At 42.8% G+C, this 12,711-nt stretch carries 9 protein-coding genes; 6 read left to right on the forward strand and 3 right to left on the reverse strand.

What is annotated here, in order from left to right:
• Positions 1–81: 81 nt before the first annotated feature.
• Positions 82–2,214 carry a 3-hydroxyacyl-CoA dehydrogenase NAD-binding domain-containing protein gene (locus tag FTU06_RS12270; RefSeq protein WP_180146888.1) on the reverse strand — a complete coding sequence of 711 codons (2,133 nt, stop codon included), beginning with the start codon at positions 2,212–2,214 and terminating at the stop codon, positions 82–84.
• Positions 2,215–2,224: 10 nt separating this feature from the next.
• On the reverse strand, positions 2,225–3,430 hold the full coding sequence (locus tag FTU06_RS12275) for an acetyl-CoA C-acetyltransferase (protein WP_180146890.1): 1,206 nt from the start codon (positions 3,428–3,430) through the stop codon (positions 2,225–2,227).
• A gap of 206 nt (positions 3,431–3,636) precedes the next feature.
• On the opposite strand from FTU06_RS12275, the gene FTU06_RS12280 reads away from it, so the two are divergent.
• Positions 3,637–3,906 carry a hypothetical protein gene (locus FTU06_RS12280; protein WP_168379566.1) on the forward strand — a complete coding sequence of 90 codons (270 nt, stop codon included), beginning with the start codon at positions 3,637–3,639 and terminating at the stop codon, positions 3,904–3,906.
• Positions 3,907–3,955: 49 nt separating this feature from the next.
• Here FTU06_RS12280 and FTU06_RS12285 read toward each other — a convergent pair whose 3' ends face one another.
• Positions 3,956–4,966, reverse strand: coding sequence for an AraC family transcriptional regulator (locus FTU06_RS12285; RefSeq protein ID WP_078190094.1), 1,011 nt, complete (start codon positions 4,964–4,966; stop codon positions 3,956–3,958).
• Positions 4,967–5,176: 210 nt separating this feature from the next.
• Between FTU06_RS12285 and FTU06_RS12290 the strand changes: the two genes are divergently transcribed.
• The 5 genes from FTU06_RS12290 to FTU06_RS12310 all read left to right on the forward strand — a co-directional run bounded on the left by FTU06_RS12290 (position 5,177) and on the right by FTU06_RS12310 (position 12,707).
• A complete protein-coding gene (locus tag FTU06_RS12290) occupies positions 5,177–6,298 on the forward strand; it encodes a CaiB/BaiF CoA-transferase family protein (RefSeq protein WP_180055237.1) in 1,122 nt (373 codons plus the stop codon).
• 215 nt (positions 6,299–6,513) lie between these two features.
• Positions 6,514–7,743: a carbohydrate porin gene (locus tag FTU06_RS12295; protein ID WP_257234428.1), complete on the forward strand. Its 1,230-nt coding sequence runs from the start codon at positions 6,514–6,516 to the stop codon at positions 7,741–7,743.
• A gap of 171 nt (positions 7,744–7,914) precedes the next feature.
• Positions 7,915–10,320, forward strand: a complete 2,406-nt coding sequence (locus FTU06_RS12300) for a glucose/quinate/shikimate family membrane-bound PQQ-dependent dehydrogenase (protein WP_180107878.1) — start codon at positions 7,915–7,917, stop codon at positions 10,318–10,320.
• Positions 10,321–10,585: 265 nt separating this feature from the next.
• On the forward strand, positions 10,586–12,229 hold the full coding sequence (locus FTU06_RS12305; protein WP_180055243.1) for a nitrite/sulfite reductase: 1,644 nt from the start codon (positions 10,586–10,588) through the stop codon (positions 12,227–12,229).
• Positions 12,222–12,707 carry a DUF934 domain-containing protein gene (locus FTU06_RS12310; protein WP_180022843.1) on the forward strand — a complete coding sequence of 162 codons (486 nt, stop codon included), beginning with the start codon at positions 12,222–12,224 and terminating at the stop codon, positions 12,705–12,707. Before FTU06_RS12305 ends, FTU06_RS12310 begins: the two co-directional genes overlap by 8 nt.
• The last annotated feature ends 4 nt before the right edge of the window (positions 12,708–12,711 follow it).

Here is a 12,711-nt window from a genome sequence, read left to right on the forward strand (position 1 = left end):
GAATGCGAAGGAAAATTAAAAGGAGCCGAAGCTCCTTTTGATATGATTGAACAGCAAAATTTGCATGCTCAAAATGAATAATTAAATCTTCTCAGCTTTCGCCACTTTGTCTTTCAGCAATTGCGGTGCTTTGAAGCGTTCGCCATATTTTGCTTCTAGTGTATTGGCACGCAATAGCGCTTTTTCCAAACCATATTGATTTAAAAATTGAAGTGCACCACCTGTCCAAGGGGCAAAACCAATCCCGAAGATTGAACCGACATTGCCATCGACAGTCGATTCCAAAACACCTTCTTCTAGGCAGCGTAGCGTATCGAGCGACTGTACAAATAGGAAGCGGTCAATCATTTCCTGTTCAGAAATAGCATTATCTTTCTTCCATTTACTCAAGCCTTCCCAGAGGTGCTTTTTACCGCCTTCAGGATATTCATAAAAACCTGCGCCGGCAGCTTTACCTTTACGGCCAAACTCATGAATCATCGTTTGAATCACGTCATCCACTCCTGAGCGAGGCAGGTCTTTGCCTTCAGCTTGCAAGGCTTTACGTGTCTCGGCCGCGACATGTTCAGAGAGTGTTAAAGACACTTCATCTTGAATCGCCAATGGGCCTACAGGCATGCCAGCTTTTAGTGCAGCCATTTCAATGCGGGCAGGGTGTACGCCTTCAGACAGTAGACGTAAACCTTCTTGTACAAAAGTGCCAAAGACACGGCTGGTAAAGAAGCCGCGACTGTCATTCACCACAATTGGTGTTTTGCCAATTTGCTGTACATAGTCATAGGCTTTGGCTAAGGTTTCAGCTGACGTGTTTTTACCTTTAATTATTTCGACCAATTGCATTTTATCGACAGGGCTAAAGAAATGCAGACCGATAAATTTAGCTTGATCTTGAGATGCATTGGCTAAGCCTGAAATTGGCAAGGTTGAGGTATTGGATGCAAAAATACCGCCCTCTGCCAAATAGGTTTCTGTTTCTTGCGTCACTTTGGCTTTCAATTCGACATTTTCAAACACAGCTTCAATGATCAAGTCGCAGCCTTGTAAATCTGCCGCATTTGCAGTGGCATGAATCAGTCCTAAAACTTGATCACGTTTTTCTGCACTTAAACGGCCTTGAGATACTTTTTTATCTAGCAGTTTTTGGCTATAGGCTTTGCCTTTTTCAGCAGCCTCAAGAGAAACATCTTTGAGTACAACTGCAATGCCTTTTGATGCTGTGGCATAAGCAATGCCTGCACCCATCATGCCTGCACCCAAAATGCCGACTTTAGTGGCTTGCCATTTCGCGACGTCTTTTGGACGGCTTGCACCTGACTTAATGGCGTTAAGACCATGCCAAAAGGTGCCGATCATGTTTTTAGAAATTTGACCAGTTGCAAGGTAAGTAAAATAACGTGATTCAATCGTGAGCGCCGTATCGACATCGACTTGAGCGCCTTCAACCGCAGCCGACATAATGGCTTCGGGTGCAGGGTAACAGCCCTTGGTTTTGTCACGCAGCATAGCAGGGGCAATGGCGAGCATTTGCGCCACTGCAGGTGAAGATGGCGTACCGCCCGGAATTTTGTAGCCTTTTACATCAAAGGGCTGCTGTGATTTTGGATTAGCTTTGACCCAAGAGATGGCTTTATCCATCAATTCTTCAAGGCTATCTGCCGTGTCTTGAATCAGTCCCAGTGATTTAGCTTTATCGACACCAATTTGTTTGCCTTCCATCAGGAGCGGAAATGCATTCTGCAGACCTAATAAACGTACCATACGTACAATACCGCCACCGCCCGGCAGTAAGCCTAAGGTCACTTCTGGTAAGCCAAATTTCGCCTTAGCATCATTCAGCGCAATACGATAATGACAGCCAAGAGCTAACTCCCAGCCACCGCCAAGCGCTGTGCCATTTAAGGCTGCGACAACTGGAATGCCACGGGTTTCGATATAACGAAGTTTGGCTTTCATCTCTTCAATCATATTGAAGAATTCAGTTGCATGCTCAGGTGTAGCTTGAATCAGCTCGTCTAAATCACCGCCTGCAAAGAAGGTTTTTTTGTTCGAGCGGAAAATGATCCCTGCGATGTTTTCGTCAGCTTGCAGTTTGTCTAGTGTTTCAGCCAGTGCCGTACGGAAGTCTGCATTCATGGTATTGGCAGATTGGTTTGGAGAATCTAAAGTTAAAATGACGATATTGTCAGCATTTTTTTCAAATTGAATTGCACTCATTTTAGTCTCCTTATACCAACTCAATAATCGTTGCGATGCCCATACCGCCGCCTACGCACAAAGTCGCTAAACCGCGCTTTTTACCTTGGCGTTCCAGTTCATCCATTAGGGTGCCTAAAATCATGGCACCTGTTGCACCTAGCGGATGTCCTAATGCAATTGCGCCTCCATTCACATTGACTTTGGCAGGGTCAACGTTGAGTTCGGTCATAAAACGCATCACCACAGCTGCAAAAGCTTCATTCACTTCAAATAGGTCAATATCATCAATTGTTAGGCCAGCTTTGGCTAAGGCTTTACGTGCAGCAGGTGCAGGACCTGTCAGCATAATGGTCGGGTCTGCGCCCACTAATGCAGTTGCGAGCACTTTGGCACGTGGCTTTAGGCCTTGTTCTTTTACGGCTTTTTCAGAGGCAAGCAACACCACTGCAGCGCCATCGACAATGCCCGATGAATTGCCTGCATGGTGTACATGGCTAACAGCACCCACTTCAGGATATTTTTGCAAGGCAATGGCATCAAAGCCCATTTGCCCCATCATGGCAAAACTAGGGTTGAGTTTGCCTAAGCCTTCAGCTGTGGTCGTTGGTTTAATAAATTCATCTTTGGCTAAAACAGTGACGCCTGCTTTGTCTTTGACAGGAACGACAGACTTATCAAAATAACCCTTGGCTTGGGCTGCTGCGGCTTTTTGCTGAGAGTTTGCTGCAAAGGCATCCACATCTGCTCGGCTGTAGCCGTCAATTGTGGCAATTAAATCGGCCCCAATGCCTTGCGGAATAAAATCACAGGCCATGTTGGTTTCAGGGTCGAGCGCCCAAGGGCCGCCGTCACTGCCCATCGGCACACGTGACATCGACTCTACACCGCCAGCCACCACAAGGTCTTCCCAGCCAGAACGCACCTTTTGCGCAGCCATATTCACCGCTTCTAAACCTGATGCACAAAAACGGTTGATTTGAACGCCTGCTACATCATTGTCCCAACCTGCTGCAATGGCTGCGGTTTTGGCAATGTCTGCGCCTTGGTCACCAATTGGAGTTACACAGCCCAGTACAATGTCGTCTACTGCAGCTGTGTTAAATTGATGGCGGTTTTGTAATTCGTTCAATAAACCGGTCAGTAGGCTAATCGGTTTAACGGCATGTAGTGAACCGTCTTTTTTTCCTTTGCCGCGCGGTGTGCGAATGGCATCAATGATGTAAGCCTCGCTCATAATCCTGTCCCTATGATCTATAAATTTTTATTGGTTTTTTGAGTGTACGGATTAATCAAGCCAGTGCAATGATGAGAACGGGCGAGTCGTTTGATATTTTTGGTCAACGCTTGCTGCTAAATAAGGTCAAAATAAACCTGCATATTGAAAGCGAGGATCGGCTAAGATCAGTTGCTATCGATTTAGTTGAAATTGAAGATCTACTTATGCATAAAAATGTGAAGCGAGTGTTGAAAGGTCTGGCTTGGCTTGTTTTTGCAGGCTGCTTAGGTTTTGTATGCATGATCGGTTTTTATATTTATATGATCTATGGCATTCATCCTTCAGATGAAGGGACGGGCGGTTTAGCCTGTGAGTATGATCGAAATGATCATGTGACCAAGGCAGAAATGTATCGGATACAGGATGGCAAACGAGTGATTACGCCTGTCGATCCATTGCTTTGTCAAAAACAACGCGCAGATTTTCCGAAATAAAAAACCTGATCGAGATCAGGTTTTAGAGAATGCTAGTTTTGAATGATGCTTAGTGATAACCATGTAATTGGCGGTATAGGCCTGGTGTTACACCGGTCCACTTTTTAAATGCACGGTGGAAAGTACTGGTTTCACTAAAGCCGACTTGCTGTGCAACATCTTCAAGCGTTAAGTCTGGATTAAGCAATAAGTGAATTGCAGCATCTCGACGTAAGGCATCTTTCACACCTTGGTAGCTCTTACCTTCAGCGGCTAAACGACGACGAAGTGTTTGTGGCGATAGATACAGCATTGAAGCAACATCGTTCAAGGTTGGCATTTCTTCGCCAATTTGACTCTTCAGCACATCACGGATACGAGATGTTAATGAATTGGTATTTTTAAATTTAACCAATAACTGTGCAGGAGCCGCTTTTAAGAATTCTTCAAGCGTTTCTTCGTTTTGACGAATGGGTAAATCTAAATAATCCGCTGCAAATGTAATTTCAGTTCGTGGTGTATCAAACTGCATTACAGGTGCAAAAAACAAGGCATCATATTCGTCAGCATGTTCAGGACGTTCATAACCGAAGTGAACACGCTCTAAAGGCAGACGACGTTCAATCAACCAAGAAGCGAGACCATGCCAAATCATCAGCATACTTTCTGTAATGAAATGGTCTGGGTCCATAGATTTTGGAATTTGAGGAACTAAACGTGCTTCGTGTTTATCACGTTCTAGTGTCACTGACCATTCATCACCAAACAGTTTGTAGAACTGCGAAGACAATTCAAGTGCATCACCAAGGGTTTTTGCATGAATAATCAATTGGCACATAATGGCAAAAGTACCCAAGCGGCGCGGTTGAATATCAAAACCGACATGTTCGTCTTGGGTCACCATCCACAACATTTTAATAAAACGTGTGTATTGTTCAGGTGAAATACGGGCTTTGGGTTGGCGTAGAAGTTCAGCCTCAATGCCAACATGAGACAATAAAGTTTCGACATCCATGCCGAGACGTTTCACACCAGTTAAGGCTGCGTTGACGAAATGGATACTGATCGTATCACGACTCATGTTTAATCCTTCAGTCTCTTTAATGTTCACAAATGTTTGACCTAAATGACGCTAAAAAAAGAAATCATGGCAATTTACAACAGCGGTTTTGCCATTTTTACATGGTAAATTGCCGAAACTATCAAGGTAAATGGCTGAACATGACATTGTTTTAATCATTTTATATTTCTACCATGGATAAAAAATCTACACAATTAGAGAAAAATATCCATGGAAGCTGCTTTAAAAGGATTGAAAGTACTCGACTTTTCGACATTACTCCCAGGACCATTTGCGACCTTGTATTTGGCTGATATGGGTGCGGAAGTTGTGCATATTGAGTCACCGACGCGTCCCGATCTGGTTCGTTTGATGCCACCTTATGCCAATGGGCAAGCCACCGCGCATAGTTATTTAAATCGCAATAAACAATCCATCGCATTGGATTTAAAAGACCCGAAAAGCATTGAATTGATCAAAGCCAAAATTTCAGATTTTGATATTGTGGTAGAACAATTTCGTCCAGGTGTCATGCAACGCTTGGGTTTGGATTATGCAGATTTGGCCGAAATCAATCCGCGACTTATTTATTGCTCGATTACGGGTTATGGTCAAACCGGACATTACAAAGACCGCGCAGGGCATGACATCAATTACTTGGCTTTATCGGGCATTTCAGGTCATAGCGGACGCCAAGATAGTGGCCCGCCACCGATGGGGATTCAAATCGCCGATGTCGCAGGCGGGTCAATGCATGCAATTACTGGCATCTTAGCTGCGGTGATTGAGCGTTACCGTAGCGGCTTAGGGCAATATATTGATATTTCCATGACCGATTGTGCCGTAGCATTGAACAATATGGCTGCAGCAGGAGTATTGGCTGCCAATGCGGTAACCGCGGCAGAGACGGCGCATCTGAATGGCGGCAGTTTCTATGACTATTATCGAACTCAAGATGGTCGTTATCTGTCTATAGGTGGTTTGGAGCCACAGTTTTTACATGGATTGGCGCAAATTCTAGATTTACCCGCTTTAGCAACGCAAGGCATGTCATTTGATCCGCAAGACCAGACTGAAATTAAGCATGCAATTGCCCGAAAAATACTAACCAAAACATGGGCTGAGTGGAAAAAGATTTTTGCCTCTCAAGATGTCTGTGTGGAACCAGTTTTAAGTTTGGACGAAGCTCTAAATTCACAATTGGCCCAAGAGCGGCATTGGTGTGTTGAAGTTCCGCTACAAGAAGGCGACACAATGACACAAACTCAACTGGCATGTCCGATTAAATTTTCTAGATCAGCATTGATTTATACCCATGTGGGTAAAACTTTAGGTGCGGATAATTGGTTATGAATGGTATAAAAAAGGTGATAAGTTAAACAATAAAACCTTTAAAATCTCTTAATTAGATAAACATCCATGTAAATATTGAGGGTTGTTAACAAAAAAATAAATAAATTATACAAATGTGAGAGTATTATATGAACTATTAACATAATTGGTATATAGGTCTCCAAATGAAAATAGCTGTGAGTAAACTTGGATCTTTATATCTTAGCCTCGGAATAATGCTTGCGGGTTCAGCAACCCAAGCGGCAACTACTGCAGATGCTTTCAGTTCTGAAAGCCCATGGATGTTCGGTGATTGGAACGGTCAACGAACAGCGCTTCAACAGAAAGGTTACGATTTTAGTTTTAGTTATGGTGGCGAATTAGCTACTTTGTTAGATGCAAAGCATGCTTCAAGTCATGGCACTGAATATGCGGACCAATTCGCGATCGGGGCACATCTCGATTTAGAAAAAATTGCGGGTTGGAAAGATACCGAAGCACAAATCAATATCACTGAACGTAATGGTCGTTCATTGTCTCAAACTTCAGATGCATTAAATGGTCATTTAAGTGCAACACAAGAAGTGTGGGGTCGTGGTCAAACTTGGCGTTTGACTGATTTTTGGATCAAGAAAAAATTCTTAGACCAAAAATTAGATATTAAAGTCGGTCGTTTTGGTGAAGGTGAAGATTTCAACAGCTTTGACTGTGACTTTCAAAACTTAGCACTTTGTGGTTCACAAGTGGGTAACTGGGTCGGTGACCAATGGTACAACTGGCCAGTCAGCCAATGGGCTGCTCGCGTGAAATATAACATTCAGCCTGAACTCTACGCACAAGTCGGGGTTTATGAATACAACCCTGAAAATCTAAAACGTGGTAAAGGTTGGAACTTGAGTACCGATGGTTCTAAAGGTGCGATTATTCCTGCTGAAGTGGTGTGGACGCCAAAAGTAGGGACACAAAAGCTTCCGGGTGAATACCGTGCAGGTTACTACTACAGTACCGCTGATGCCGATGTCATTGATAGCCCAATAAATGAAAAAGATCACCATCAAGGTGGTTGGATTGTGGCGAAACAACAACTGACAGTACATAAAGACGATACCTCACGTGGCTTAAGTGGTTTTGTGAATGTCACTGTGCATGACTCAGACACCAACAATGTGAGTGATATGCAAAACATTGGCTTGGTATACAAAGGCGCATTCGATGCACGTCCTCAAGATGAAATCGCGATTGGCTTAGGTCGTATCAGCATTAATGATGATGTGAATGACGCCAATATTGCCAATGATGCACGTGGTCTACAAAGTGAAGAGTATGACGCAGAAATTTACTACGGTATTCATGCGGCAAACTGGCTGACTATTCGTCCAAATATTCAATATATCCGTCACGTCGGTGCTTACAAAAATGGTGAGAATGCGTGGGTCGGCGGTATCAAATTTCAAACAGCATTTTAATTGATGTCCGATTAGGGTTCTTATAAAAGCAATTCGGTAATTCTGAGAAAAATTACGATATTTCCCCCTTGAATTGTTTTTGTAACAACTTCTCTTTGCGACATAAAAACGGTGGTGCGTTGAATGTATTTCACGCACTAAATACAACATTCGACAATAGAGGTGGTCAACATGAGCAACCCATCTACTGGGACTGGGATGCGAACATTTACCGTCGTTGTGATGGCAATTTTCGCCTTGGTTCTATTGATTGGTGGTATCTGGCTGGCAGTCCTTGGCGGTTCTTGGTACTACATTATCGCCGGCCTGTTAATGCTGGCTTCAGCAATATACTTAAGAAAAATTCAAAACAGTTCTTTATACATTTATGCAGCGTTGATGCTGGGTACAGTGATTTGGGGACTTTGGGAGGCAGGTTCTGACTTTTGGGCACTTGCACCGCGTTTTGATATTTTAGGCTTATTGGGCCTTTGGTTACTGATTCCTGCCGTGACACGCGGTATGGAAAATGGCAAAACTGCGAAAATTACATTATCAGGCACACTGGTGATTGCGATTATTGTGATGATCTATTCAATTTTTAATGATCCGCAAGAAATTCACGGTGAAATTAAAAATGCACAACCTCAAACAGCCAAAGCGATTGAGGGTATTGCTCCTGAAGATTGGCCTGCCTATGGTCGTACACAAGGTGGTGTACGTTATTCTCCACTCACCCAAATCAATAGCGACAACGTTAAAGATTTAGAAGTAGCGTGGACTTTCCGTACAGGTGAGTTACCAACAGAAAATGACTCAGGTGAAACCACAAACCAAGTCACTCCGATTAAAGTCGGCAATGACATGTTTATGTGTACAACTCACCAACGTTTAATTGCACTTGATCCTGCGACAGGTAAACAAAAATGGGCATTCGATCCTAAACTTAAAGCGGACAATACCTATCAACATTTAACATGTCGTGGTGTGTCTTATTTTGACGCAGCAAATACCACTCAGTTTGCAAAAAGCTTAAAGAACAAACGCTCGACTTCAACTGAATGTCCGCGCAAAGTGATCTTGCCTGTAAATGATGGTCGATTGGTTGCAGTCAATGCTGACACAGGTAAAGCATGTAGTGATTTTGGTCATAATGGCGAAGTCGATCTACAAAAAGATATGCCTTATCCGTATCCGGGCGGTTATATCCCAACTTCACCTCCAGTGGTTACTGGCACAACCATTGTGATTGGCGGTTCAACAACTGATAACTTCTCGACTAAAGAGCCATCTGGTGTCATCCGTGGTTATGATGTTAATACTGGTGAATTATTGTGGATCTTTGATACAGGGGCGGAAGATCCAAATGCCATGCCAGGCGAAGGTCAAAAATACTCTGTAGCCTCACCGAATGCATGGGCACCTTTAGCATATGACGAAAAACTTGACATCGTTTATGTGCCAACAGGTGTAGGCACACCAGACATTTTTGGTGGTCACCGTACGCCATTAGATGAACGCTATGCAAACTCAATGTTGGCATTAAATGCATCAACAGGTAAATTAATTTGGAATTTCCAAACCACACATCATGATTTGTGGGATATGGATGTACCATCACAACCTTCATTGGCAGATATCAAAGATAAATCAGGTAATACTGTTCCTGCGATCTATGTCTTAACCAAAACAGGTAATGCATTCGTCCTTGACCGTCGTACCGGTAAAGCGATTGTGCCAATCACCGAAAAAGCAGTTCCACAAACTGTAAAACGTGGTCCACAAACTAAAGGTGAGCATTATTCTGCAACTCAACCGTTCTCTGATTTTGATTTAGCACCAAAAGATAAATTGACTGATAAACAAATGTGGGGTGCCACTATGTTTGACCAGTTGATGTGTCGTGTGTATTTCAAATCATTAAACTACGACGGTATTTATACACCACCTTCTGAAAATGGCACATTGGTATTCCCAGGTAACCTTGGGGTATTCGAATGGGGTGGTATGTCGGTGAACCAAGACCGTCAAGTTGCTGTGATGAACCCAATTGGCTTGCCATTTGTCACTAAGTTGATACCTACAGATCCAAACCGTGAGCAAACTGCGAAAGGTGCGGGTACTGAACAAGGCGTGCAACCGATGTATGGCGTACCTTATGGTGTGGAAATCAAAGCATTCTTGTCACCACTTGGCTTACCTTGTAAACAACCTTCATGGGGCTTTACTGCAGGTGTAGATTTAAATACACATGAAGTAGTCTGGAAAAAACGTATAGGTACAATTCGTGACAGTTTACCGAAATTGTTCCAATTACCTGCTGTGAAAATTGGTGTACCGGGTCTTGGTGGATCAATCTCGACTGCTGGTAATGTCATGTTTGTAGGCGCAACACAAGATAACTATATCCGTGCAATCAATGTAACGAATGGTGATACTTTGTGGGAAGGTCGTCTACCAGCAGGTGGTCAAGCGACTCCAATGACTTATGAAGCAAATGGTAAACAATATGTTGTGATCATGGCTGGTGGTCATGGTTCATTTGGTACAAAACTTGGTGATTACCTTGTTGCGTATGCTTTACCAGATAAAAAATAAGTGATTTTACATCGCTAAATAAAAAGCCCGATTTATCGGGCTTTTTATTGGCTGAAATTCTTTATGTAAATTTATGCTAAGTAATAGAAAAATAATTCAATATATTAATAAATAAAAAGTAAAGGACCGAAATCCGCTATATCAGTGAAATTGCGACAGTCTTATCAATAAAATCGCTATTAAATATGTAAAAAACGCATTTTCTTGATAGATAAAATCTCGTTATGCTGTGCATTGTTATAATAGAAATTACTAGCTGTACGCCATGTATTTATATACTGATTTTGACCAGCAACTGGTTAATGAACGTGTTGCACAGTTCCGTGATCAAACGGAACGTTATTTAGCAGGTAAATTGACGGAAGATGAATACCGTCCACTGCGTCTTCAAAACGGCCTTTATGTACAACGTTATGCACCGATGCTACGTATTGCAGTACCTTATGGCCTGATGAATTCTAAACAATTACGTAAAATTGCGTCATTGGCTCAGGACTATGACCGTGGTTATGCGCACGTATCTACTCGTCAAAACATTCAGTTTAACTGGCCTGCACTAGAAAATGTGCCTGATATGTTACAAGAGCTCGCATCTGTTCAAATGCATGCGATTCAAACTTCGGGTAACTGTATTCGTAACACCACAACTGACCAATATGCAGGTGTGGTTGCAGGTGAAATTGCTGACCCACGCCCAACGTGTGAATTGATTCGTCAATGGTCAACTTTCCACCCAGAATTCGCTTTCTTGCCACGTAAGTTCAAGATTGCAGTTTCAGCACTGGAAGAAACTGATCGTGCGGCAACGTCTTTCCATGATATCGGTGTGTATATCGTGAAAAATGAAGCAGGCGAGATTGGCTATAAAATCAAAGTGGGTGGTGGTTTAGGCCGTACTCCAGTGATTGGTAGCTTTATTCGTGACTTCTTGCCACGTGAAGATTTGATTGCTTATTTAGAAGCGGTACTTCGTGTATACAACTTACACGGTCGTCGTGATAACAAATATAAAGCGCGTATCAAAATTTTGGTGAAAGCATTAACACCAGAAGTATTTGCAGAGAAAGTGGAAGCTGAATTTGCACATACCATCCAAACATTAAAAATTGATGCTGATACCTTGGCGAAAATGGATGAGAACTTCACACCATTTGATTACCAAGATTATGCGGATGAAGACTTCGCAGAGCAATTTGCCGCAGAGCCGAAATTTAAACAATGGTTCAACATCAATACCAATGCACATAAAGTCAAAGGTTATCGCATCGTTACGATTTCTTTGAAACGTGCGGGTATTGCACCGGGCGATATGACCGTTGAAGAAATGAACCTAATTGCTGACTTGGCTGATAAATATACCTTTGGTGAGTTCCGTACCACACATGAGCAAAATATTGCGCTTGTAGATGTACCGCAAAAAGATTTGTTTGATCTATGGAAGATCCTTGATCAACACAATCTTGCACGTGCGCATATCGGTTTCTTAACCGACATCATTTGCTGCCCTGGTGGTGATTTCTGTTCATTGGCGAACGCGAAATCGATTCCAATTTCTGAAGCCATTACACGTCGTTTTGATGACTTAGACACTATTTACAATTTGGGTAAATTGGATCTGAACATCTCTGGCTGTATGAATGCGTGTGGTCACCACCATGTCGGTAACATCGGTATTTTAGGTGTAGACAAAAAGGGTGCTGAGTTCTATCAAATCACTTTGGGTGGTAATGCCGACCATGATGCATCAATTGGTGACATCTTAGGCCCATCATTTGCAGCTGATGTTGTACCTGACATCATCGAAGAGATCTTAAATACTTATCTAGACCTTCGTGCAGAAGGCGAAGAGTTTATTGATACTTACCGCCGTGTTGGCATCCAACCATTTAAGGAGCGTGCATATGCTTAATACAGCACTACAAGTCCTCTCTAAAGATGGCTCGATTGCAGACAATACTTACCAAGTCATTGGTGAAGATGGTGTGTTACCACAAGGTGACGTGGTTTTAACAGTTGAGCAGTTAGATCAACTTGCGAATGTGTCTGGTAAAAAAGCACTTTTCGTAACGGTGGATGCTTCACCTGAAACCAATGAATTCCCGCTTGACCAGTTAGATGCCATTTTCATCGAATTTGCCGGTTTTAATGATGGTCGTGGCTATTCATTTGCTGCATTGTTACGTCGCCAAGGTTTCCAAGGAGAACTACGTGCGACAGGTGATGTATTCAAAGACGTGTTGAACTACATGAAGCGTTCAGGTTTCGATACTTTTGTGGTGAAAGAAGGTAAAGATATTGCTGAAGCTGCTGCTGGCTTAGGTGATTTTACCAATCCATACCAAGCTTCAACTGCTGTGCCGCAAGCGCGTTATCAAACAGGCGCTTAAGTAC

It is taken from the genome of Acinetobacter sp. YH12052 (assembly GCF_013419835.1).
In the GTDB taxonomy this organism is placed as follows: Bacteria; Pseudomonadota; Gammaproteobacteria; order Pseudomonadales; family Moraxellaceae; genus Acinetobacter; species Acinetobacter amyesii.

What these genes read in the sequence shown, in the direction of transcription:
- FTU06_RS12275 (WP_180146890.1), bottom strand. Translation starts at nt 3,430, where the DNA reads ATGAGCGAGGCTTACATCATTGATGCCATTCGCACACCGCGCGGCAAA.
- FTU06_RS12270 (WP_180146888.1), bottom strand. Translation starts at nt 2,214, where the DNA reads ATGAGTGCAATTCAATTTGAAAAAAATGCTGACAATATCGTCATTTTA.
- FTU06_RS12280 (WP_168379566.1), top strand. Translation starts at nt 3,637, where the DNA reads ATGCATAAAAATGTGAAGCGAGTGTTGAAAGGTCTGGCTTGGCTTGTT.
- FTU06_RS12305 (WP_180055243.1), top strand. Translation starts at nt 10,586, where the DNA reads ATGTATTTATATACTGATTTTGACCAGCAACTGGTTAATGAACGTGTT.
- FTU06_RS12285 (WP_078190094.1), bottom strand. Translation starts at nt 4,966, where the DNA reads ATGAGTCGTGATACGATCAGTATCCATTTCGTCAACGCAGCCTTAACT.
- FTU06_RS12300 (WP_180107878.1), top strand. Translation starts at nt 7,915, where the DNA reads ATGAGCAACCCATCTACTGGGACTGGGATGCGAACATTTACCGTCGTT.
- FTU06_RS12295 (WP_257234428.1), top strand. Translation starts at nt 6,514, where the DNA reads ATGCTTGCGGGTTCAGCAACCCAAGCGGCAACTACTGCAGATGCTTTC.
- FTU06_RS12310 (WP_180022843.1), top strand. Translation starts at nt 12,222, where the DNA reads ATGCTTAATACAGCACTACAAGTCCTCTCTAAAGATGGCTCGATTGCA.
- FTU06_RS12290 (WP_180055237.1), top strand. Translation starts at nt 5,177, where the DNA reads ATGGAAGCTGCTTTAAAAGGATTGAAAGTACTCGACTTTTCGACATTA.